The organism is Mesorhizobium sp. CC13, from assembly GCF_039907765.1.
GTDB lineage: Bacteria > Pseudomonadota > Alphaproteobacteria > Rhizobiales > Rhizobiaceae > Aminobacter.
In genome coordinates this window covers 44,649-66,402 of the sequence record NZ_JARDJI010000019.1, presented here as the reverse complement: position 1 = coordinate 66,402, position 21,754 = coordinate 44,649, and the positions used below count along the sequence as shown (strand labels likewise).

Annotated in this window: 28 protein-coding genes and 2 pseudogenes; 21 read left to right on the top strand and 9 right to left on the bottom strand. The window is 66.0% G+C overall.

The features are described from left to right. Positions 1-103 precede the first annotated feature (103 nt). Positions 104-1,516: an ATP-binding protein gene (locus PV773_RS20835; protein WP_347968196.1), complete on the top strand. Its 1,413-nt coding sequence runs from the start codon at positions 104-106 to the stop codon at positions 1,514-1,516. Between the two features lie 4 nt (positions 1,517-1,520). On the opposite strand, the pseudogene PV773_RS20830 reads toward PV773_RS20835, so the two are convergent. Next, positions 1,521-1,595 (bottom strand): annotated as a pseudogene (locus PV773_RS20830) (ABC transporter permease); the annotation flags it as partial. A 128-nt stretch (positions 1,596-1,723) separates the two neighbouring features. Between PV773_RS20830 and PV773_RS20825 the strand changes: the two are divergent. Further along, entirely contained in the window at positions 1,724-2,728 is a 1,005-nt protein-coding gene (locus PV773_RS20825) for a glycosyltransferase family 1 protein (protein WP_347968195.1), read from the top strand. Between the two features lie 6 nt (positions 2,729-2,734). Here the strand turns inward: PV773_RS20825 and PV773_RS20820 are convergent, their stop codons facing one another. The 3 genes from PV773_RS20820 to PV773_RS20810 all read right to left on the bottom strand — a co-directional run bounded on the left by PV773_RS20820 (position 2,735) and on the right by PV773_RS20810 (position 4,247). Next, a complete protein-coding gene (locus PV773_RS20820) occupies positions 2,735-3,094 on the bottom strand; it encodes a tRNA-binding protein (RefSeq protein ID WP_347968194.1) in 360 nt (119 codons plus the stop codon). 20 nt (positions 3,095-3,114) lie between these two features. Then, on the bottom strand, positions 3,115-3,615 hold the full coding sequence (locus tag PV773_RS20815) for a YbjN domain-containing protein (RefSeq protein WP_340038310.1): 501 nt from the start codon (positions 3,613-3,615) through the stop codon (positions 3,115-3,117). A 317-nt stretch (positions 3,616-3,932) separates the two neighbouring features. Next, entirely contained in the window at positions 3,933-4,247 is a 315-nt protein-coding gene (locus tag PV773_RS20810; protein WP_347968193.1) for an accessory factor UbiK family protein, read from the bottom strand. A 136-nt stretch (positions 4,248-4,383) separates the two neighbouring features. Between PV773_RS20810 and PV773_RS20805 the strand changes: the two genes are divergently transcribed. The 9 genes and pseudogenes from PV773_RS20805 (at position 4,384) to PV773_RS20765 (ending at position 10,707) form a co-directional block, all read left to right on the top strand. Next, the gene (locus PV773_RS20805; RefSeq protein WP_347968192.1) at positions 4,384-4,635 is read left to right on the top strand and encodes a type II toxin-antitoxin system ParD family antitoxin; all 252 of its coding nucleotides are present in this window, start codon (positions 4,384-4,386) and stop codon (positions 4,633-4,635) included. Positions 4,636-4,639: 4 nt separating this feature from the next. Further along, positions 4,640-4,720, top strand: a pseudogene (locus tag PV773_RS20800) (type II toxin-antitoxin system RelE/ParE family toxin); the annotation flags it as partial. Positions 4,721-4,754: 34 nt separating this feature from the next. Next, positions 4,755-4,946, top strand: a complete 192-nt coding sequence (locus PV773_RS20795) for a type II toxin-antitoxin system RelE/ParE family toxin (protein ID WP_347968191.1) — start codon at positions 4,755-4,757, stop codon at positions 4,944-4,946. Positions 4,947-5,034: 88 nt separating this feature from the next. Then, a complete protein-coding gene (gene lgt, locus PV773_RS20790) occupies positions 5,035-5,889 on the top strand; it encodes a prolipoprotein diacylglyceryl transferase (RefSeq protein WP_347968190.1) in 855 nt (284 codons plus the stop codon). Next, positions 5,886-6,971 carry a class I SAM-dependent methyltransferase gene (locus PV773_RS20785; protein ID WP_347968189.1) on the top strand — a complete coding sequence of 362 codons (1,086 nt, stop codon included), beginning with the start codon at positions 5,886-5,888 and terminating at the stop codon, positions 6,969-6,971. Before lgt ends, PV773_RS20785 begins: the two co-directional genes overlap by 4 nt. Before the next feature lie 105 nt (positions 6,972-7,076). Next, the gene (gene pgeF, locus PV773_RS20780; RefSeq protein WP_347968188.1) at positions 7,077-7,868 is read left to right on the top strand and encodes a peptidoglycan editing factor PgeF; all 792 of its coding nucleotides are present in this window, start codon (positions 7,077-7,079) and stop codon (positions 7,866-7,868) included. Between the two features lie 4 nt (positions 7,869-7,872). After that, the gene (locus PV773_RS20775; RefSeq protein ID WP_347968187.1) at positions 7,873-9,024 is read left to right on the top strand and encodes a Xaa-Pro peptidase family protein; all 1,152 of its coding nucleotides are present in this window, start codon (positions 7,873-7,875) and stop codon (positions 9,022-9,024) included. A 45-nt stretch (positions 9,025-9,069) separates the two neighbouring features. Further along, positions 9,070-9,660 (top strand): hypothetical protein, encoded by a 591-nt coding sequence (locus PV773_RS20770; protein WP_347968186.1) that lies wholly within the window; start codon positions 9,070-9,072, stop codon positions 9,658-9,660. Between the two features lie 111 nt (positions 9,661-9,771). After that, positions 9,772-10,707, top strand: a complete 936-nt coding sequence (locus PV773_RS20765; protein ID WP_347968185.1) for a ribose-phosphate pyrophosphokinase — start codon at positions 9,772-9,774, stop codon at positions 10,705-10,707. A 79-nt stretch (positions 10,708-10,786) separates the two neighbouring features. Here PV773_RS20765 and chrA read toward each other — a convergent pair whose 3' ends face one another. The 3 genes from chrA to PV773_RS20750 all read right to left on the bottom strand — a co-directional run bounded on the left by chrA (position 10,787) and on the right by PV773_RS20750 (position 13,844). Continuing rightward, positions 10,787-12,124, bottom strand: a complete 1,338-nt coding sequence (gene chrA, locus PV773_RS20760; RefSeq protein ID WP_347968184.1) for a chromate efflux transporter — start codon at positions 12,122-12,124, stop codon at positions 10,787-10,789. 1 nt (position 12,125) lies between these two features. Beyond that, the gene (locus tag PV773_RS20755; protein ID WP_347968183.1) at positions 12,126-12,938 is read right to left on the bottom strand and encodes a chromate resistance protein ChrB domain-containing protein; all 813 of its coding nucleotides are present in this window, start codon (positions 12,936-12,938) and stop codon (positions 12,126-12,128) included. Between the two features lie 141 nt (positions 12,939-13,079). Beyond that, positions 13,080-13,844, bottom strand: a complete 765-nt coding sequence (locus tag PV773_RS20750) for a sulfite exporter TauE/SafE family protein (RefSeq protein WP_347968182.1) — start codon at positions 13,842-13,844, stop codon at positions 13,080-13,082. Positions 13,845-14,112: 268 nt separating this feature from the next. Here PV773_RS20750 and PV773_RS20745 point away from each other — a divergent pair, with 268 nt between their 5' ends. The 8 genes from PV773_RS20745 to PV773_RS20710 all read left to right on the top strand — a co-directional run bounded on the left by PV773_RS20745 (position 14,113) and on the right by PV773_RS20710 (position 19,330). Next, positions 14,113-14,724: a 50S ribosomal protein L25/general stress protein Ctc gene (locus tag PV773_RS20745; RefSeq protein WP_347968181.1), complete on the top strand. Its 612-nt coding sequence runs from the start codon at positions 14,113-14,115 to the stop codon at positions 14,722-14,724. 27 nt (positions 14,725-14,751) lie between these two features. Further along, on the top strand, positions 14,752-15,489 hold the full coding sequence (pth, locus tag PV773_RS20740) for an aminoacyl-tRNA hydrolase (RefSeq protein ID WP_347968180.1): 738 nt from the start codon (positions 14,752-14,754) through the stop codon (positions 15,487-15,489). A gap of 104 nt (positions 15,490-15,593) precedes the next feature. After that, positions 15,594-15,851, top strand: coding sequence for a hypothetical protein (locus PV773_RS20735; protein ID WP_347968179.1), 258 nt, complete (start codon positions 15,594-15,596; stop codon positions 15,849-15,851). After that, positions 15,838-16,287 carry a PIN domain-containing protein gene (locus PV773_RS20730; RefSeq protein ID WP_347968178.1) on the top strand — a complete coding sequence of 150 codons (450 nt, stop codon included), beginning with the start codon at positions 15,838-15,840 and terminating at the stop codon, positions 16,285-16,287. Before PV773_RS20735 ends, PV773_RS20730 begins: the two co-directional genes overlap by 14 nt. 12 nt (positions 16,288-16,299) lie before the next feature. Continuing rightward, on the top strand, positions 16,300-17,403 hold the full coding sequence (gene ychF, locus PV773_RS20725) for a redox-regulated ATPase YchF (RefSeq protein WP_347968177.1): 1,104 nt from the start codon (positions 16,300-16,302) through the stop codon (positions 17,401-17,403). A gap of 399 nt (positions 17,404-17,802) precedes the next feature. Next, the gene (locus PV773_RS20720) at positions 17,803-18,132 is read left to right on the top strand and encodes a YMGG-like glycine zipper-containing protein (protein WP_347968176.1); all 330 of its coding nucleotides are present in this window, start codon (positions 17,803-17,805) and stop codon (positions 18,130-18,132) included. 278 nt (positions 18,133-18,410) lie between these two features. Continuing rightward, on the top strand, positions 18,411-18,875 hold the full coding sequence (locus tag PV773_RS20715) for a MaoC family dehydratase (protein ID WP_347968175.1): 465 nt from the start codon (positions 18,411-18,413) through the stop codon (positions 18,873-18,875). Then, on the top strand, positions 18,872-19,330 hold the full coding sequence (locus tag PV773_RS20710) for a MaoC family dehydratase (RefSeq protein ID WP_347968174.1): 459 nt from the start codon (positions 18,872-18,874) through the stop codon (positions 19,328-19,330). The genes PV773_RS20715 and PV773_RS20710 overlap by 4 nt, the downstream gene beginning before the upstream one ends. A 112-nt stretch (positions 19,331-19,442) precedes the next feature. Here the strand turns inward: PV773_RS20710 and PV773_RS20705 are convergent, their stop codons facing one another. After that, on the bottom strand, positions 19,443-19,988 hold the full coding sequence (locus tag PV773_RS20705) for an adenine phosphoribosyltransferase (RefSeq protein ID WP_347968173.1): 546 nt from the start codon (positions 19,986-19,988) through the stop codon (positions 19,443-19,445). 136 nt (positions 19,989-20,124) lie between these two features. Between PV773_RS20705 and PV773_RS20700 the strand changes: the two genes are divergently transcribed. Next, positions 20,125-20,484 carry a hypothetical protein gene (locus tag PV773_RS20700; RefSeq protein WP_347968172.1) on the top strand — a complete coding sequence of 120 codons (360 nt, stop codon included), beginning with the start codon at positions 20,125-20,127 and terminating at the stop codon, positions 20,482-20,484. Continuing rightward, a complete protein-coding gene (locus tag PV773_RS20695; protein ID WP_347968171.1) occupies positions 20,465-20,800 on the top strand; it encodes a type II toxin-antitoxin system PemK/MazF family toxin in 336 nt (111 codons plus the stop codon). The genes PV773_RS20700 and PV773_RS20695 overlap by 20 nt, the downstream gene beginning before the upstream one ends. 52 nt (positions 20,801-20,852) lie before the next feature. On the opposite strand, the gene PV773_RS20690 is transcribed toward PV773_RS20695, so the two are convergent. Then, positions 20,853-21,668, bottom strand: a complete 816-nt coding sequence (locus tag PV773_RS20690; protein ID WP_347968235.1) for a cytochrome c1 — start codon at positions 21,666-21,668, stop codon at positions 20,853-20,855. Between the last annotated feature and the right edge of the window lie 86 nt (positions 21,669-21,754).

Genomic DNA, 21,754 nt, shown 5'->3' with positions numbered 1-21,754 from the left:
GAGTGCCGCGGGCCGGCCTTGCAAGGCCGGGCGGCGTAGAGCGAAGTGTTGGAGTGCCTTTGCGCGTCCGGATGGAGGCGCAGCACTCCAGGCGGAAGGGCGGATGGCGACCACGGAAATGCAACGTCCGGGCGGAAGCGGTCTCGGCGGACGCGTGTGGCGCGCGCTGGCGGCAGTGCCACGGAGCTGGAACCGCTTCTGGCGGCTCGTCTCGCTCTACATGCCGAAGCGGCTCTACGCCCGCTCGCTGCTGATCGTCATCACCCCGATGATCCTGCTGCAGTCGGTGGTGGCCTTCGTGTTCATGGAGCGCCACTGGCAGACGGTCACGGTCCGCCTGTCGCAGGCGGTGACGCGCGACATTTCCGGCATCATCGACCTTCTCGACACTTTTCCGGCGCCGGAGAACTACGCCCAGATCATCCGCATCGCCCAGGAGCGCATGTCGCTCAAGATCGACCTGCTGCCGGCCGACCCCCTGCCCCCGCCGGGGCCGAAGCCGTTCTTCTCGATCCTCGATCAGGCGCTGTCCTCGGAGATCCGCAAGCAGATCAACCGGCCGTTCTGGCTGGACACCGTCGGCAACTCCAACATCGTCGAGGTCCGCGTCCAGCTCGACGACAAGGTGCTGCGCGTCTTCGTCCGGCGCAGCCAGGCCTACGCCTCCAACACCCACATCTTCCTGCTCTGGATGGTGGGCACGTCGCTGGTGCTGTTGACCATCGCCATCCCCTTCCTGCGCAACCAGATCCGGCCGATCCTGCATCTCGCGGAAGCGGCCGAGAGCTTCGGCAAGGGCCGGCCGATGCCGCCCAACTTCCGGCCGCGGGGGGCCGAGGAAGTGCGCCGCGCCGGTTTCGCCTTCATCCAGATGCGTGAGCGCATCGAGCGCCAGATCGACCAGCGCACGGCCATGCTGACCGGCGTCAGCCACGATCTGCGCACCATCCTGACCCGCTTCAAGCTGCAGCTGGCGCTGTCGGGCAACAAGATCGACCGCGAGGCGCTGAGCCAGGATGTCGACGACATGCAGTCGATGCTCGAGGCCTATCTCGCCTTCGCCCGCGGCGAGGCCGCCGAGGACCCCGGCCGCTTCGACCTGGGGTCCTGCCTCGACCGGCTGGGCGACGAGGCCAAGCTCAGGAAGCGCAAGCTCAAGGTGACGCTCGTCGGCGAGCCGGAGGTGCATGTGCGCCCCAATGCCTTCACCCGCCTCCTCCAGAACGTCGTGGGCAACGCCTTCCGCTATGCCAGGGAGGTCGAGATCAAGGCCGTGCACGACCGCGGCATGCTGGTGGTGATGGTCGACGACAACGGCCCCGGCATCCCCGAGGAGAAGCGCGAGGAGGTGTTCAAGCCTTTCTACCGTCTCGACGAGGCGCGCAACCTCGATGCCACCGGCACCGGGCTCGGGCTTTCGGTGGCGCGCGACATCGCCCGCAGCCATGGCGGCGACATCAAGCTGAGCGACAGCCCGCTGGGCGGGCTGAGGGCGATCATCCGCGTGCCGGCCTGAGGCCTCAGGCGCGGTGGTCGAGCCGCGCCACCAGCCTGTCGCCGATCCACTGGATGCCGCAGACGAGCACGATCAGCACCGTCCCGGCGCACCGTCATCCGCACGTCATCGAAGCCTGCTCAAAGGCCACTCGCAACGAACGCGACCGCCGCTGATTCCCGCAAGGCCCGAAGCCGGGCAGGACACGGCCCGAGGGGAAGACGAGCCGTGCGCATCCTGATGGTCACCGACGCCTGGCGTCCGCAGATCAACGGCGTCGTGCACACGCTGGAACGGCTCGCCGAAACGCTGAAGGCGTTCGGCGCGGAAGCCGATTTCCTCACCCCGAACATCTTCCGCACCCTGCCGATGCCGACCTATCCCGACATCCGGCTGGCGCTGACCACGCCCGGCAACGTCGCCCGCATCATCGAGGAGCGCCGGCCCGACCACATCCACCTGGTGACCGAAGGCCCGCTCGGCATGATGGCGCGGCGCTATTGCCGCGCCAACGACCGCCCCTTCACCACCAGCTACCACACCCGCTTTCCCGAATATGTCAGCGCCCGCCTGCCGCTGCCGGAAAGCTGGACCTACGGGCTCTTGCGCAATTTCCACAATTCCGGCCAGGGCTGCATGGTGGCCACGCAGTCGCTCGCCGACGACCTCGCCGCGCGCGGCTTCGAGAAGCTGAGGCCGTGGACGCGCGGCGTCGACATCAACCACTTTCACCCCGACAAGAAGGTCGAGTTGGACTTTCCGCGGCCGGTCTTCCTCTGCGTCGGCCGCATCGCGGTGGAGAAGAACCTGCCCGCCTTCCTCGACCTCGACCTGCCCGGCAGCAAGGTGCTGGTCGGCGATGGACCTGAGATCGAGCGCCTCAAGGCCAAATACCCCGAAGCCCATTTCCTCGGCCGGCGGCCGAGCGACGAACTCGCCCGGATCTACGCCTCGGCCGACGTCTTCGTCTTCCCGAGCCGCACCGACACCTTCGGCAACGTCATCATCGAAGCCCTGGCGAGTGGCACGCCGGTCGCCGCCTATCCGGTGACCGGGCCGATCGACATCGTCGGCGACGGCGTCGGCGGCGTGGTATCGGAGGATCTGCGGGAAGCAGCGCTCGCAGCGCTCAGGATCGACCGCGCCGAGGCGCGCGAGCGCGCCATGCGCTACACCTGGGCGGCCTGCGCCGAGATGTTCCTGGACAACGTGCGGGCGGCCTACGCGGCGTGATGCCCCTTAGAAGAGGCGCGAACCGTCAGGCACCTTGCGCTCGATGGCGCCGAGCACGACCTCGCCTTCGGCATCGGGGAAGCCGAGCGTCAGCACTTCCGACATGAACTTGCCGATCTGGCGCGGCGGGAAGTTGACGACGGCAAACACCTGCCGGCCGACGAGCGTCTCGGGCGAGTAGTGCCTGGTGATCTGTGCCGACGACCGCTTCACGCCAATCTCCGGGCCGAAGTCGATCTTCAGCTTGAAGGCCGGCTTGCGCGCCTCGGGATACGGCTCGACCTCGACGATCGTGCCGGTGCGGATGTCGACCTTGTCGAAGTCGGCAAAGGCGATCTCGGGCTTGCGCCCGCCATGTGCACTCATGGGAATTCCCTGGGCAGTCCTCAGGCGTTGCCTTGCGTCTCGAACAGCACGCTGGCGAGCGCGTCCTTGGCCGAGGTGCCCGACCAGACGACGAACTGGAACGCCTGGAAATAGCATTCGCAGGCTTCGAGGGCGGAAGACAGCAGCACTTCGACCTGCTGGCTGGTGGGCTCGACGCCGCCGGCGAGCAGCAGCGACTGGCGGAACATGATCGCGCCCTCGCTCTCCCACAGGTCGAAGTGGCCGAACAGCATCTGCTCGTTGATCATCGACAAGAGGCGCAGCACCTCGAGCGTCCGGTTCTCCGGCACCTTGATGTCGAAGGCGCAGGCGAGATGCAGCGCCTCGAAATCCTCCATCCACGAGAAGGAGATCTGGTAGTCGGTCCAGTTGCCGACGACCGAAATGGAAATCTCGTCGTCGCCCGCCCGCTCGAACGACCAATCATTGTTGTGCGCCACCTGTTCGATGACGTCCACCGGGTGGATTTCGCGGGAGAACTCGAGTTCGAGAAGTTCCATCAATTCTTCCTGTCGTTTCGGGCACGCCTTCGCGCTCCGCGCGGGGGACACACACGACGAACATTATTCTTGAACTCGGACGACCAGCGCTGCCGGACTCAATACCCCCCAGCCGGACCGCGCCATCCGGTGCACGATTCCGTTTCGAATCGTGCAGTAAATTCAGTGTATTGATCGGGAGTCTCGTGAACAGCCCAATTTTTCGCACTGCCGCATTCGGGTGTGGAAACAGGCTGCGGCGCAAGCTCATCAAGCGCCGGTAAGCGATTCACGACAAAGCACTTTTTCGATTTGCGCTTTGTGGAAAAGTTAATGAATTATTTCTTCGCCCGGGGCTTCGGCGACGCTGCCGGTGTAGCCGCCTCGCCGGTCTGTCCGGCCAGCGAAGCGAGCTTGGCCTCCAGGGCCTCGATGCGAGCCGCGAGCGCCTTGTTTTCGGCGCGCGCCTTGATCGCCATCTCGCGCACGGCCTCGAATTCCTCGCGCTGCACCACCTCGAGCGAGTTCATCACGCGCTCGGCCTGCGAGCGGAAGGCGGTCTCGACCTCGCGCTTGACGCCCTGCGCAGCACCCGCGGCATCGGTCATCAGCTTGGCGAACTCATCCAGGATACGGTTCGGTCCGGTCGTCATGGCAAAACCTCGCGTTGTGGTTTCGACGTAGTGGGGCAAAGCTGGGAATGCAAGGGCGTTGCCGCCAGCAAAAAGCTGGATCCTTGCCTTGACCAATAACTATTATTTCAATCGTCGAGCCGAAGAGGAATGCGACATGGCCATCAGTGCCGATCTCGGGGCACATCTCGAAGAGGTCGTGAACCAGCTCGTCAATACCGGACGCTACAACTCCAAGAGCGAGGTCTTGCGCGAAGGGGTTCGCCTCGTCGAGGAGCGGGAAAAGCGCCTTGCAGCGCTCGATGCTGAGCTGACCCGGGGGCTGAGCGACGCGGAGGCCGGCCGTCTGGTGCCCGCCGAGGACGTCTTCGCCCGCCTCGAGACCAAGTACCGCGCGAAAGACAGATGACACCATGCAGGTCGTTTTCACCCACGCGGCGGAAAGCGACCTCGACTCCATTGCCGACCACATCGCCGCCGACAATCCGGCGAGGGCGCTGAGCTTCATCCTGGAACTGCGCGAACGTTGTGCCGGTCTTGCCGAACTGCCATTCGGCTACGCGGTCGCGCGCATCGCGCAGGCTTGCCGGCAACGACATCCGCCGCCGGGTGCATCGCGACTACTTGATCTTCTACCGCGTCAACGCCGAGCGGATCGAGATTCTGCGCATCCTCCATGGCGCCATGGACTACGAGCGTCTGTTCGAAGCCGACCAATGACATCTTGGTGAGCGACATCGGCCCGCCTTGACCGTGCCAAAACCCTGCCCCATGGTCCGCGCGCGACCGCTTATGTCCGGAGATTGAATTGAGCGAATACCTGGCCCTGCAGATGGCTGCCCTGACCTTCCCGAACATCGATCCGGTCATCTTCCAGATAGGCCCGCTGGCCATACGCTGGTACGGACTGGGCTATATCGTCGGCATCCTGTTCGCCTGGTGGTACGGCAAGCGGCTCCTGACCAGCCCGAGGCTCTGGTCCAACGGCCAGGCGCCGATGAAACCCGAAGCCCTCGACGACTTCGTGCTGTGGGCGGCGATCGGCATCGTGGCGGGCGGCCGCATCGGCTACATCCTGTTCTACGATCTCGCGCGCTATCTCGCCAACCCGATGGATATGATCGCCGTGTGGGAAGGCGGCATGTCGTTCCACGGCGGCCTGCTGGGCGTGACGATCGCCATGGTGCTGTTCGCCCGCAAGCACCGCATCCACGTCTGGTCGCTGATCGACGTCATCGCCGCCGGCGTGCCGGTCGGGCTCGGCCTCGTCCGCATCGCCAACTTCATCAATTCGGAACTCTGGGGCCGGGTGACGAATGTGCCGTGGGCCTTCGAATTCCCCACGGGCGGCCCCTTCCCGCGCCATCCGAGCCAGCTCTACGAAGCCCTGCTCGAAGGCCTGGTGCTGTTCCTGGTCCTGCGCATCCTCACCCATTCCCGCCTCAAGCTGAAGACGCCGCGCTTCGTCGCCGGCGCCTTCATCTGCGGCTACGGCCTGTCGCGCATCTTCGTCGAGTTCTTCCGCGAGCCCGACCAGCAGATCGGCTTCCTGTTCGGCGGCTGGCTGACGATGGGCATGGTGCTGTCGACCCCGATGGTGCTGATCGGCATCTGGGCGATGATGTCGGCGAAGCCGGCGGCTCACGCCGCCAGCCCGGCATGACGGCGCTCAAGAAGCGCATAGCCAGACTGATCGCCGCTTCCGGTCCGATCAGCGTCGCCGACTACATGGCGACGTGCCTGTTCGACCCCGAAGACGGCTACTACACCACGCGCGAGCCGTTCGGCGCCGCCGGCGACTTCACCACCGCCCCGGAGATCAGCCAGATGTTCGGCGAACTCGCCGCCGTCTGGCTCTATGCGGCCTGGCAGGCACTGGGGCGCCCGGTGCGCCCCACCCTGGCCGAGATCGGCCCCGGCCGCGGCACGCTGATGCGGGACATGCTTCGGGTGCTCGGCAAGCTCGACCCCGCCTTCGTCGCGGATGCCTCGGTCGCCTTGATCGAAACCAGCCCAAGGCTGCGCGAAGTACAGAAGGCCACGCTCACCGCAAGCAGCATCGACATCGCCTGGCACGAAAGCGTAGCCACCCTGCCGGAAGCGCCGCTGCTGATCGTCGGCAACGAGCTGTTCGACGCGATCCCGACCCGCCAGTTCGTCAGGGTCGGCGCGGACTGGCGCGAGCGCGCCATAGGGCTGGACGAGAGCGGCTACCTCGCCTTCGTCACCGGTGTCGCATCGCTGGAGCCCGGCTTGCTGCCGCCCGAGGCCGCCGCTGCCGCGCCGGGCGCGGTCTTCGAATTCGCGCCCGCCCGCACCGCCGTGATGGAGGCCATCGCCGAACATATCGCGGCCTCGAGCGGCGCCGGCCTGTTCTTCGACTATGGCCACCTTGCCCCAGGCATCGGCGACACGCTGCAGGCGCTGCGCCGACATCGCCACGAGGACGTGCTCAAGAGCCCCGGCGAGGCCGACCTGACCTCGCATGTCGACTTCGCTGCCCTTGCCGGCGCGGCGGGAGCGCACGGCCTCGACGCGTATCTCGCCACCCAGGGTGAATTCCTTCTCGGCATGGGGCTGCTCGAACGGGCCGGCAAGCTGGGTGCCAGGGGGGACGAGGATGCGCGCGACAAGATCCGCGCGGAGGTCGAGCGGCTGGCCGGGCCCAGCGCCATGGGCACACTGTTCAAGGTTCTGGCGGTCGCAACGGCGGGGACCAGGGTGCCCTTCCCCGGCGCCGGTTGACAGCTTGCTTGCCGCGGCTCCACTGTCCGCGCTCACAAACGACGCGGGACCGTGACTAACCGGCCCCGCCTTGACGAAACTGCCCTGGGGGACGACAAGGCGGCAATGCTGAACGACTCGAAGCCGGATCCGGTCCGGTCCAACCTGCTCGCCAGCGCGGACGCCCAGGGCATCCGCCACGGTTACTTCACCCGGGCCGGCGGGGTCTCGCAAGGCATCTACGAGGGCCTCAACATCGGCACCGGTTCCGCCGACGACCAGGCGCTGGTGGCCGAGAACCGCCGCCGCGTGGCAAGCTGGATGGGCGTCGCGCCCGACCGCCTGCTCACCGCCTACCAGATCCATTCGCCCGACGTGATCGTCGCCACCGGCCCGTTCGCCGGCGAACGCCCCAAGGCCGACGCCATCGTGACCGATCGTCCCGGCATCGCCGTGGGCGCCTCGACCGCCGACTGTGGGCCCGTGCTCTTCGCCGACCCCGAGGCGCGCGTCATCGGTGCCGCCCATGCCGGCTGGAAGGGAGCCTTCAGCGGCGTCCTCGAGAACACCATCACCGCCATGGAAGGCCTTGGCGCCAGGCGCGAGCGCATCCTTGCCGTGCTCGGCCCCTCGATCAGCGCCGCCAACTACGAGGTCGGGCCGGAGTTCGTCGCCCGCTTCACCGGCGAGGACGCCGACAACGCGCGCTACTTCACCGCCTCCGCCAATGCCGGCCACGCCATGTTCGACCTCAACCGGTATACGGTGGATCGACTCCGCCGCGCCGGCGTCGTGGCCGACATGCTCGGCCGCTGCACCTACGCGGAGGAAGACCTCTTCTACTCCTTCCGGCGCACCACGCACCGCAGGGAAGCGGACTACGGGCGGCAGGTTTCGGCAATCGCATTGGAGGGATGACCGTATGGCGCTGCATTTCGAACGATCCGAATTCGACGCCCGCCGCGACCGGCTGATGATCGAGATGGCCGAGAAGAAGCTCGACGCCATCGTGCTCTTCGCCCAGGAAAGCATGTACTGGCTGACCGGTTACGACACGTTCGGCTTCTGCTTCTTCCAGGCGCTGGTGGTGAAGGCCGACGGTGCGATGACGCTGCTCACCCGCTCGGCCGACCTGCGCCAGGCGCGCCACACCTCGATCATCGACAACATCGTCGTGTGGACCGACCGCGACAACGCCAACCCGACGCTCGACCTGCGCAACCTGCTCAACGATCTCGACCTGCTCGGCATGCGCATCGGCGTCGAATACGACACGCACGGGCTGACCGCCTTCAACGGCCGCCGCCTCGACGAGCAGCTCCAGACCTTCGGCCAGATCGTCGACGCCTCGGGCATCGTCGGCCGGCTGCGCCTGTTCAAGAGTCCGGCGGAGATCGAGAAGGCCGAGAAGGCCGCCGCGCTTTCCGACGATGCGCTCGACGCAGCACTTCCGCTCATCAAGCAGGGCGGCGACGAGGCCAAGATCCTGGCTGCGATGCACTCCGCGATCTTTTCCGGCGGCGGCGACTACCCGGCCAACGAATTCATCATCGGCTCCGGCCCCGATGCGCTCCTGTGCCGCTACAAGTCCGGGCGCCGCAAGCTCAACAAGAACGACCAGCTGACGCTGGAATGGTCGGGGGTCTACAACCACTACCACGCGCCGATGATGCGCACGATCCTGACCGGCAAGGTGTCCAAGCGCCATCAGGAGCTCTACGACGCCTCGCTTGCGGCGATGGTCGCGGTGGAGAAGGCGATGACCCCGGGCAACAGCTTCGGCGACGTGTTCGACGCGCATGCGCGCACGCTCGAGGCGCACGGCCTGACCAAGCACCGGCTCAACGCCTGCGGCTATTCTGTCGGCGCGCGCTTCACCCCGTCCTGGATGGACATGCCGATGTTCTACCAGGGCAATCCCGAGCCGATCGCGCCGAACATGACGCTGTTCGCGCACATGATCATCGCCGATTCCGAAAGCGAGACCGCGATGACGCTGGGTCGTACCTACCTGACCACCGAATCTGCGCCCCGGCCACTTTCCCGCCATGATCTCGACTTGATCGTGCGGTGATTGGCGATGGGCGCTGAGGGGCGTTTGCCAGGGAGATCACGGCAGATGAGACGATGGTTCGGAGCCGCGGCATGCCTGTCCGCGCTCGCCGCCCTTTCCGCATGCAACAGCTCCAAGGACGTGCTCGAGCCATCCGCCATCGCGCCGACGGAACAATCGAACGCGCTCGCCAGGACGGAAGGCACCGACACGCCGCCCCCACCCGCGACGGCCGCGGAAGCCGGAGCGCCCCAGAATGCCGCGCAGGTGTCGGCGGTCGTCGCCAGGACGCGCGTGCAGTTCGCCCCGATCGTCGGGACCCCGGTAGAGGCGGCCACGCCGCTGACCGAGCGGCTCGGCGTCCAGGCCCGCGCCCGCGGCATCACGCTCGCCGGCAGCACCGACACCTCGCCTCCGGGCATCATCATGCGCGGCTACTTCTCGGCAATGACGGAAGGCAGCGACACCACCGTGGTCTATGTCTGGGACGTCTACGACCCGGCCGGCACCCGCCTCCACCGCATCAACGGCCAGCACAAGGCCCCCTCGGCGGCCGGCGGCGATGGCTGGTCGGCGGTCGCCGCCTCGACCATGCAGGCCATCGCCGACAGCACCATCGACGACCTCGCCAGCTGGCTGGCGACGCGGTCGGGCTGAACCGCACTTCCGCTCGGGCACGTCGGTTTTTTAACATTTCGCGCGGACTCGGCTTGCAATACGGCTCAGGGCCGCTAAAAGCCCGCTCATATTCACTTCCAGGATCGGCGTATGAAACTCTTCGCGGGCAATTCCAACCGGGTGCTGGCAGAGTCTGTCGCACGCTATCTCAACATTCCCCTGGGCAAAGCGAGCGTGAAGCGTTTCGCCGACCAGGAAATCTTCGTGGAAATCCAGGAGAACGTCCGCGGCGAGGACGTCTTCATCCTGCAGTCGACCTCCTTCCCGACCAACGATCACCTGATGGAACTGCTCATCATGATCGACGCCTTCATGCGCTCGTCGGCAAGGCGTATCACCGCGGTCATCCCTTATTTCGGCTACGCGCGGCAGGATCGCCGCGCCTCGGGCCGCACGCCGATCTCGGCCAAGCTCGTCGCCAACATGATCACCCGCGCCGGCGCCAGCCGCGTGCTGACGCTCGACCTGCATGCCGGCCAGATCCAGGGCTTCTTCGACATCCCGACGGACAACCTGTTCTCGGTCCCGGTGATGGCCCGCGACGTCAAGGCCAAGTACAAGCAGCTCGACAACGTCATGGTCGTTTCGCCCGACGTCGGCGGCGTGGTACGCGCCCGTGCGCTCGCCAAGCGCCTCGACGCCCAGCTCGCCATCGTCGACAAGCGCCGCGAGCGCCCCGGTGAATCCGAGGTCATGAACGTCATCGGCGACGTCAAGGGCAAGGACTGCCTGCTGATCGACGACATCGTCGATTCCGGCGGCACGCTCTGCAACGCGGCCGACGCGCTGCTTGCCAAGGGCGCCACCAGCGTCACGGCCTACATCACCCACGGCGTGCTCTCGGGCGGTGCCGCCGCCCGCATCAGCGGCTCGCAGCTGCAGGAACTGGTCATCACCGACTCGATCCAGCCGACCCAGGCGGTGATGGACGCGCACAATATCCGCGTCGTCTCGATCGGCGACCTGATCGGCGAGGCGATCTCGCGCACGGCGACCGAAGAATCGGTGTCGAGCCTGTTCGACTGATCCGGCCCCGGGCCCTCATCCGAATTGGAGCCCCATTCCGGACAGCCGGGATGGGGCTTTTGCTGCCGGACCAGCGCGGCTACCAGAACTGCCAGGCCATGCCGGCGAGCGCGGACACCGCCAGCACGACGATCATGTTGGCGTGGTAGCGGATCAGGGCCACGCCGGCGCCCAGCGCGATGACCGCCGCCGCCCAGTCGAAGCCCGCGAAATCGAGCACCGGCAGCGCGAACGGCCCCCACGCCGTCTCGCCGACGGTTGCGAACAGCACGTGCAGCCCGAACCAGACGGCGAGGTTGGCGATGATGCCGACGACCGCAGCGGTCACCGCCGATAGCGCGCTCGCCAGCCAGCGCACGTTGCGCACCGTCTCGACATAGGGCGCGCCGACGAAGATCCACAGGAAGCAGGGCACGAAGGTGAACCACAGCGTCACCACGGCGCCGCCGACGCCGCCGGCGAGCGGCGCGAGAGCCGAGAGCCGCGCGCCGCCGAGGAAACCGACGAAGACCAGCACCAGGATCAGCGGCCCCGGCGTGGTCTCGGCGAGGCCGAGGCCGGTCAGCATCTCGTCCGGCTTCAGCCAGCCATGCACCTCGACCGCCTGCTGGGCGACATAGGCAAGCACCGCATAGGCGCCGCCGAAGGTGACGGTCGCCATCTTGGAGAAGAATACCGCCTCCGCCGTGAAGACGTGGCCCGCGCCGAGGAACTGCCAGAGCAGCGCCAGCGGCAGCAGCCAGATGGCGAGCCACACGGTGAGCGTCGTGACGAAGCGCCGCGCGCTCGGCCTGGTCCATTCCGGCATGACGTATCCGGCGTCGGCGTCGGTTTCCGACTTCGCGATTCCGCTGTTGCCGAGGCCCGCCAGGTGCATCAGCGCGCCGACCACCGCCGCCGCGAAGATGATCAGCGGGAACGGCAGCTTGAGGAACGCGATGGCGACGAAGGCCGCGACCGCGAGCGCCACCATGAAGCCGTTCTTCAGCGCACGCTTCGACACCTTGATCAGCGCCTCGAGCACGACGGCAAGCACCGCAGCCTTGAGGCCGAAGAGCAGCCCCTGCACCAGCGTGACGTGGCCGACCGTGAGGTAGATCGCCGAGAGTGCGGTGATGACCACGGCACCCGGCAGGACGAACAGCAGGCCGGCGACGAGCCCTCCCCGCACGCCGTGCAGCAGCCAGCCGGCATAGGTGGCGAGCTGCATCGCCTCCGGCCCGGGCAGGAGCATGCAGTAGTTGAGCGCATGCAGGAAGCGCGGCTCGTCGAGCCAGCGCTTCTCGTCGACCAGGATCTTGTGCATCAGGGCGATCTGGCCGGCCGGCCCGCCGAAGGACAGGAGCCCGATCTTGGCGAAGGTCCGTGTCGCCTCCCCGAACGAGGGATACGCCGCCGCGGTCGGCGTGGTGTCCATGTCAGATCGCCTTTGCTGGCCAGTTGTGGGTTTCGGCCGTCGCATAACGGCACCAGCCATAGAGCGCATCGTAGATCGGCATGCCTTTTTCCAGCTGGACGAGGTCGTCTTCTTCGATGGCCGAAAGGCCGAGCGATATGGCAAGCAGTCCCGCCGCCTGCGGTTCGAGATCAGACCGCGCAGTATCGGCCCCGCGCACGATTCGCGCCAGCTGTAGCAGGGCCGGATCGGTCAGGCCGAATTCCGAGATCAGCGTGTCGAAGGTGCATTCGTCGCCCCGATGCGAGTAGTGCACGTCCTTGATGTCGAAAGGAATGGCGCCCGTCTCGTCGGCGATGTCCTTGACCCACTCGGCCGTGACGAAGTGGAAGACCGCCAGCGGATCGATGAAGCGGCGGATGAGCCACGGACAGGCGATGCGGTCGATCTTCGGCCGCGCCCGCGTGACCCAGACGCTCGGCCGCGGCAGGCCCGTTTCGAGGCCGGGCGCCTCGCGCGCCACGACGGGGCCGCCGGCAGCCAGCCAGGCATCGATGCCGCCTTCGAGCATGACCGCGTCGGCGCCGGCGGCGAGCAGGCGGGCAAGCGCGATCTCGCTGACATTGTGGCCGTGTGCGCAATAGACGACGATCGTGCTGTGCCGAGGCAGCTGCGGCAGCCACTCGTCTACCTTCATGTGATTACGCCACAGAGCGCCGGCGATCCTCGTCGGCGCGGCCGCAAACACGGCCTCCCGGCGCACGTCGACGATCAGCGGGCAGCGATCGGTGCCCATGAGGCGGATCAGGTTTTCAGATGAAATCATACGGGGCATGGTCTTTCCTCCGCGCAAGGGTGCGAAGGCGGAACTTGGGCCACCTGGCCTCACGGGGAGTCCACCATGCCCCCGATCTGCGAATTCTATTTGAAAGCGGCCCGGGCTTCAACGAAAAGAGTTACGTCGTCTGGCAACGCGCTACCGCAGCACGCCGTCCAGAACCGGCAGGCCGATGATCGCCGCAGTTGCGATGAGGCCGTAGCAGATGCGGCGGAACGTGGCCTCGTTGGCGCGGCTGAACAGGCGCGAGCCGATGTAGAGGCCGAGGGCGAAGGTCGGCCCGATCGTCAGCGACAGCCCTACCGTCTCCCAGGTCAGCAGCCCGGCAACGAGGTAGCTCGAGATCGACAGCACGCTCGAGATCGCGAAGTAGAGCACGATGTTGGCCCGCACCGTCTGCGGCTGGATAGCGCCGCCGAGCCAGTAGGCGACGACGGGCGGCCCGCCGACCTGGGCAGCCCCCGAAAACAGCCCCGAAGTCATACCGACGGCCGCGGTCAGGCTGGCATGGGGCCGGCCGTGATAGCGCCAGCCCGACATCAAGAGCGCGAGCAGCGCCGCCACGATGGCGACGATGGCCCAGCGGATCACCACCCCGTCGACATGGGTGAGCAGGTAGGTGCCGGTCGGCACGCCGACGGCCGCGCCAAGCGCCATGACGCCGACATTGGTTCGGTCGGCATTGTGCCAGGCCTTGGGGATCAGCCCCGGGGTCAGCACCAGGTCGACGATCAGGAGCAGCGGCACCGCAAGCTTGGCGCCGATCAGCGAGCTTGCCACCGGCACGAAGATCAGCGCGCCGCCGAAGCCCGAGAAACCGCGCGCGCAGCCGGCGACGAAGGCGGCCACGACCAGCACCAGGATGGTGCCTGCCGGAAAGTCGAGCGGGAAAAGGTCTGACATGGCTGACATTAGGCTCGCGAAAGTTTCGAGCGGCGTGATACAGGCTCGGCAGCGCCTGCGCGAGCAGCCACGGCGGCGCCAAGACGGAGCCAGCCCCGGACTGCCCCGACGGTTGCACTTTTTGCCACCTTCCGTTATAGAGCCGCCACCCGCGTAGACACCCTTGGAGGCAACGCGGCGGAAGGCCGCCCGATCCGGCGGCTTTCGACGTTTACGGACATGGCGTCAAGCCAACCGTAGGCGCTCCATACAACCGAAAGGAAATGCCATGAGCGAAACTTACGAGCTCAAGGCCGAAGCACGCGAACTGGTCGGTAAGGGGTCCGCCCGTGAAGTTCGCCGCAACGGCAAAGTGCCTGCAGTCATCTACGGCGACAAGCAGCCTCCCCTGGCCATCGCCCTGTCCTACAAGGACGTCTTCTACAAGATCCATGGCGGCGGCTTCCTGACCACCGTGGCGACGATCGACGTCGACGGCAAGAAGATCAAGGTCCTGCCGAAGGACTACCAGCTCGATCCGGTCCGTGACTTCCCGATGCACGTCGACTTCCTGCGCGTCGGCGCAAACACCGAAGTCAACGTCCAGGTTCCGGTTCACTTCATCAACGAAGAGAAGTCGCCCGGCATCAAGCGCGGCGGCACGCTGAACATCGTCCGTCACGAAGTCGAGCTGCACTGCCCGGCCAACGCGATCCCCGAGTTCATCACCGTCGACCTCGACGGCACCGACATCGGCGATTCGATCCACATCTCGGCCGTCAAGCTGCCGAAGGGTGCGAAGCCCGTCATCTCCGACCGCGATTTCACCGTCGCCACGATCGCCGGCACCTCGGCATCGAAGTCGGAAGAAGGCGCAGCCGAGGCTACCGCCGAGGCATAATCGGCAGCACTTCCGGAGGACCCGAACATGCTGCTGTTTGCAGGTCTCGGCAATCCGGGTGCGCAATACCAGAACAACCGGCACAATGTCGGCTTCATGGCGGCGGACGCAATTGCCCGCCGCCATTCGTTTTCGCCCTGGACGAAAAAGTTCAAGGCGCTGGTCGCCGAAGGCAACATCGCCGGCGAAAAGATCATCCTGATCAAGCCGCAGACCTTCATGAACCTGTCCGGCCAGTCGGTCGGCGAAGCCATGCGCTTCTACAAGCTCGCGCCTTCCGATCTCACCGTCTTCTATGACGAGCTCGACCTCGTCGCCGGCAAGGTGCGCGTCAAGGTGGGCGGCGGCGCCGGCGGCCACAACGGCATCCGCTCGCTCGACCAGCATGTCGGCAAGGACTATCGCCGCGTCCGCATCGGCATCGGCCATCCGGGCGTCAAGGAGATGGTGCACGGCCATGTGCTCGGCGACTTCGCCAAGGCCGACAAGGCCTGGCTCGAGGCGCTGCTCGACGCCATCGCCGACAATGCCGGCTTCGTCGCCAAGGGCGACGACAGCGGCTTCATGAACAAGGTGACCGTCGGACTGCGCGACACGCTTCAACCGACTGGCGACGACGACCGGCCGCCGCCGAAGGCCCCCAAGGCACAGGCGCCAAAGGCCCAGAGCCACATCCGCCAGGCCCGCCCCAGCCAGCCGGCGGTCAAGGTTCCCGAGACCGGTCCGATGGCCGCAATGCTGAAGAAGCTGCTCGGCAAGGAGTGAGGGCACTCCCGCCTGCCGGTCGCGGAGCGCAGACCGCCATTGCGACCAAAGGCCTCCCGCACTATCTTCCTTACACGAAGTTCGTGAGTTCGTGAGATCGTGCCATGAAAAATGTTACCATCTCGATGGATGATGACCTGCTCGTGCAGACGCGGGTCGAGGCGGCAAGGGCTGGCAAGAGCGTGTCGCGCTATCTTGCGGACGCGGCGCGCGAAAAAGTCGAAAACGACCGCGCCGCAGCAGCACAAGCAGAACGAAATCGTCAACTGGAGGCCCTTGAACGCATCTTCAGTGGGCCCAAGTGGAGCGTGATGGAAAACGGCCGCATGCCCACTGCGGACGAGCGCAATGCAAGGCGCTAGGTTCTTCATCGACTCCAATGTGCTGCTCTACTCCCATGACCGCCAAAGCGGTGACAAGGAGCGCCTCGCCAAGCATTGGCTCAACGAGCTTGCAGGGCGACGCTCGGCTTGCATCAATCTGCAGGTGCTGAACGAGCTGACGTATGTGTTGCTTCGCAAGAAGTGGTTCGGAACGGTAGAAGCCGCCTATGTCGTGGTCGATGCATTCTCCGAACTCGGGGACAGTCCGCTGACATACTGGGCCGTCCACCGCGCCCGCGACATTCATTCCGAATTCGGATATTCGTGGTGGGACTGCCTGCTACTGGCTTCCGCAAGCGAACTCGCTTGCAGTTTCTTCCTTTCCGAGGATTTGCAGGACGGCCAGACCATCGAAGGCTTGACGATCGTCAACCCTTTCGCCCATAGCCCTGAGCAAATTCTGAACTCCCGATAGGACTACAAGACCATGGGTTTCAAATGCGGCATCGTTGGCCTGCCCAACGTTGGCAAATCGACGCTTTTCAACGCGCTGACGCGCACGGCTGCCGCTCAGGCGGCCAACTATCCGTTCTGCACCATCGAGCCGAACACCGGTGAGGTGGCGGTTCCCGATCCGCGCCTCAAGCTGCTCGCGTCGACCGCCAAGTCGAAGGAGATCATCCCGACCCGCATCTCCTTCGTCGACATCGCCGGCCTCGTCCGCGGCGCCTCGAAGGGCGAAGGCCTGGGCAACCAGTTCCTCGCCAACATCCGCGAGGTCGACGCCATCGTGCACGTGCTGCGCTGCTTCGAGGACGACGACATCACCCACGTCGAGGGCCGCATCGATCCCGTTGCCGACGCCGAGACCGTCGAGACCGAACTGATGCTCGCCGACCTCGAGAGCCTCGAGCGCCGCATCGTCCAGATCCGCAAGCGCGCCCAGGGCAAGGACAAGGAAGCCTCCACGGTGCTGCCGATGATGGAGCAGGCGCTCGCGCTTCTGCAGGACGGCAAGCCGGCGCGCCTGCTGCTCAAGGGCATCGCCGCCGAGGACCTCGCCATCCTGCAGGGACTGAACCTTCTGACCTCGCATCCGGTGCTCTACGTCTGCAACGTCGCCGAGGGCGATGCCGCGACCGGCAACGAGCACACCGTAGCCGTGCAGAAGATGGCCGAGGCGCAGGGCGCCGGAGTGGTCATCATCTCGGCTGCCATCGAGGCCGAGGTGGCACAGCTGCCCGACGAAGAGGCGCAGGAATTCCTCGCCGACATGGGCCTCGACGAGCCGGGCCTCGATAAGCTGATCCGCGCCGGCTACGAGCTCTTGCACCTCATCACCTACTTCACCGTCGGTCCGAAGGAGACGCGCGCCTGGACCGTCCACAAGGGCGCCAAGGCGCCGCAGGCGGCAGGCGTGATCCACACCGACTTCGAACGAGGCTTCATCCGCGCCCAGACGATCGCCTACAACGATTTCGTCACCCTCGGCGGCGAGGTGGCGGCCAAGGAGGCAGGCAAGGCGCGTGACGAAGGCAAGGAATACGTCGTCCAGGACGGCGACGTGATGCTGTTCAAGTTCAACACCTGAGGCCTTGGCAGGCTGGTTGCGCAAGCTGCGTGCCCCGAGACCGGTCTCGGGGCGGCGCGGATGCGTCGGCAGCGGTCAAGCAGGGGCCGGCAAATTCTGCCGCCGGCGGCCGGAACAGCCTTGGACAGGCCGGCGTCGCCCCTTTAAACATTCGTTAACCATCCCCATATACACCGTCATGGAGATTGCAGATCGTCTCCTCCTTTGACCACGGATGTACTGGCACTGGATGTCGAGATGTAGAGAAAGGTCGGGTTAGCCCGGCCTTTTTTGTTGCGAGGTCCATCCACTTTGCGCGGCACCCTTCGTGGCCCACGCCCGCGGGGCTGGGAGACCGCCCATGTTCCGCCGCAATGCGCCGGCATTTGAGCCATAGGGACTCAAGGAGAGGATTTGATCGTGAAATTCAATGGAATAGCTCTCGCTACCGCGCTGCTCGTGACGCTGGCAGCCTGTGCACAGACGCCGCAGCAGCAGGGTGCCGGGACGGGCGCCCTCGTCGGCGCGGCCGGCGGAGCGCTGGTCGGCCAGGCCATCGGCGGCAACACCAAGAGCACCGTGATCGGCGCCGCCAGCGGCGCCCTGCTCGGCGCGGTGGTCGGCTCGTCGACGGCGCCCCGGCAAGGTGGCGAAGTGCGGCGCGGCGAAGAGATGTGCCGCTACCGCGCGCCGGACGGCAGCATCTATGTCGACCGCTGCGACGACCGCTACTACAACGGCAACTATTGATCCCGGTGCCGATGCGGCGACGCATCGGGAGGCGATCCATCAGCGCGCGGCTGGCTCGACCAGTCGCGCGCTTTTGTTTGGCCGCTGGCCGGCCCATGCCGGAGCCGAGGTGGATGCTCGGCTACCCGATGGCGCGCGGGCCGATGGTGGTCTCGGCATAGTGCCGTTCCGGTGGTGGCTCTGAGCCAATCGATCTCCCCCGGCCGGCCCCTGACAGGCCTTGTGCGGCATGCCGGGCCGGTCCATGGTGGATCGTACAAGCTTGAACAGGAATGCCGATGACCGCCAGAAAATGGGCTTTCGAGGACTTCGCCGAGGGCGTCGAGATCGACCTCGGGACCAAGACCGTCGAGGCCGGCGAGATCGTCGAATTCGCCAGCGAGTTCGACGCCCAGCCCTTCCACCTCGACGAGGAGGCCGGCAAGGCGAGCATCCTCGGCGGGCTCTCGGCATCGGGCTGGCACACCTGCGCCATGTTCATGCGCATGCTGTGCGATGCCTTCCTGCTCAATTCGACCTCGCAGGGCGCGCCGGGCGTCGACTTCGTGAAGTGGAAGAAGCCGGTGCTCGCCGGCGACGTGCTCGCCGGCCGGCTGACGGTCCTGTCCAGCCGTTTGTCCAGGACGCGGCCGGGCATCGGCTTCGTCACCTGGCGGGCGGAACTCGCGAACCAGAAGGGAGAAATGGTGTTCGAATTCCAGAACACCTGCATGTTCCTGACCCGGGAGGCGGCCGCGGCATGACCCTCGAGGACTATTTCGGCATCGGCAGGACGATCACCCTCGGCAGCTACCTCTTCGAGTCCGAGGCGATCAAGGCGTTCGCCCGCAAATACGATCCGCAGCCGTTCCATGTCGACGAGGAGGCCGCCCGCAACAGCGTCTTCGGCCGCCTCTGCGCCTCGGGCTGGCACACCACCGCGGTGTGGATGAAGCTCAACCTCGCCTTCCGCGGCGAGGCGTGGGCGGGCCGGGGCCCGGCGCCCGAATTCGGCCCCTCGCCGGGCTTCAAGAACCTCAAATGGCTCAAGCCGGTCTATGCCGGCGAAACCGTCACCTTCACGCGCATGGCGCAGGATCTCCGGCCGCTGGCATCGCGCCCCGGATGGCGCATCCTCACCCTGCACTCGGAGGGCTTCGACAGCACCGGCGACAAGGTCATCGAGTTCGACAGCGCTGTGCTGGTGAAGGCCGGGTAGCGGCGGGTCCTTCTCTTTCAGGAAGGTACCGTTTCATTCCTTCCCACCCCCCCTCTGCCCTGCCGGGCATCTCCCCCACAAGGGGGGAGATTGCAGCTTCGGCGGCCGCCCCTCAGTGCCCCTCGTAGGCGATGAGGGTGCGGACCTCGACGCCGAGCGCCTCGAGCTTCCTGCGGCCGCCGAGGTCGGGAAGATCGATGACGAAGCAGGCCGCGACGATGTCGGCCCCCATCTGGCGCAGGAGCTTCACCGCAGCCTCCGCCGTGCCGCCCGTGGCGATCAGGTCGTCGACCAGGATGACCCTTTCGCCGGGCGCGACGGCGTCCTTGTGCATCTCCATCTCGTCCAGGCCGTATTCCAGGCTGTAGGCGATGCGCACCGTCTCGTGCGGCAGCTTGCCCTTCTTGCGGATCGGCACGAAGCCGGCGGACATCTGGTGGGCAATGGCGCCGCCGAGGATGAAGCCGCGCGCCTCGATGCCGGCGATCTTGTCGATCTTCGATCCCGCATGCGGGTGGACGAGTTCGTCAATGGCGCGGCGGAAGGCGCGCGCATCGCCGAGCAAGGTCGTGATGTCGCGGAACATGACACCGGGACGAGGATAGTCCGGGATGGTGCGGATCGACGAAAGCAACGTCTGTTCGAGAGAGGTGTTCATGGGGCGCCTTGTGAAGAGTTCTCTTCTTCTAGATGCTCGCTCAGGGGATGAAAAGTCGTCCCGGAGCGAATGCTTGACGCCACCCCCACCCCACCCATATCCTCACCTCGGCATTCCGCGATATCTGGAGGCAGCCATGCTTATCGAGATCAAGGACGATGTGATCTGGGCAAAGCACTTGAAGGCAAGCCCGGCCCTGTACGAAACCGTAGTCAGCCTTGCTCCCGAAGAGACGATCAGCCTTTCGGTCGACGGCATCGTCGGCAAATGGGCCAGGATGAGAAGTGGTGCGGACGGACGCCCGACACTCGGGCTGAAGCCGGTCGGCGCCATGGCCACGGTATGGAAGCGCCTGCAGGAACGGCGTGGCCAGAAAGTTCAACTGACCTGGCCCGACGACGACACGGATGCCTTGCTGCGTCTCGCCGACATGACCTTCGATGAATGGTACTCAGCTGAGGACGAAGAGGCCTTCGGTGACCTACGACCGATTTGACATCATCCTGGTCAACTTCCCCTTCACCGAAAAGCGCGGCCAGAAGCAGCGTCCGGCAATCATCCTAAGCAACGGCTCCTTCAATCGTGCGCATGGCCATTCACTGACCACGATGGTCACGACGGCCAGCAACACGAAATGGCCGAGCGACCTGCCGATCATCGACTTCGCCGACGCCGGATTGCGAACCCAGTGCGTTGCCCGAATGAAGCTGTTCACCGTCGCCGACGACCTCATCATCGGCCGCCTCGGAACATTGTCAGGCGGCGATCAGGACCGGCTGACGGAAGCGATCGGCAAGATGATCAGCGCATAAAAAGAAAAGGGCGCCTCGCAGCGCCCTTTCATTTCTTGGCAATCACACCCGCTCAGTGCGCGACGTTCGCCCACACCTTGCGCTTGGTCGCATAGAGCAGGCCGCCGAACAGCGCCAGGAACAGCAGAACCTGGAAGCCGGTCTGCTTGCGCTCCGGCAGGTGCGGCTCGGCCGCCCACATCAGGAACGCCGCAACGTCCTTGGCATACTGGTCGACCGTCTCGGGCGTACCGTCCTCGTAGGTCACCTGGCCGTCCGAGAGCGGCTTGGCCATGGCGAGCGACTTGCCGGCGATGAAGGCCGGATTGTAGTGCGTGCCTTCCGGGATCTCCATGCCGGCCGGCGGCTGCTGGTCGTAGCTGGTCAGCAGCGCGTGGATGTAGTCAGGACCGCCTTCGGCATACTGGGTGAAGATGTCAAAGACGAAGGTCGGGAAGCCGCGGATGACGCCGCGCGCCTTGGCGATCAGCGAGAAGTCCGGCGGCACCGCGCCGTTGTTGGCGGCGGCCGCAGCGGCACTGTTCGGGAACGGCGACGGGAAGCGGTCGCCCGGCAGCGCCTTGCGGGTGAACATCTCGCCGTCGGAGTTCGGACCGTCCTGGACCTCGTACTCGGCGGCGAAGGCCTTGACCTGCGCCTCGGTGTAGCCGAGGTCCTCGAGCGTGCGGAAGGCCACCAGGTTCATCGAGTGGCAGGCCGCGCAGACTTCCTTGTAGATCTTCAGGCCGCGCTGCAGCTGGGCCTTGTCGTAGGTGCCGAACGGTCCCGCGAACGACCAGTCCATCTCCTTGGGAGCGTTGATCGGGAAGTGCGTCGGCTCCGCGAGATTGTGCTCCGACGGGGCCTCCATGCCGGCCATGCCGGCCATGCCGCCCGTGCTGCCGGCGCCCATCTTGGACATGTCGTGCGGCTGGGTCGCGGGCGCGTTCTCCTGAGCCAGCGCTGCGCCGGTGG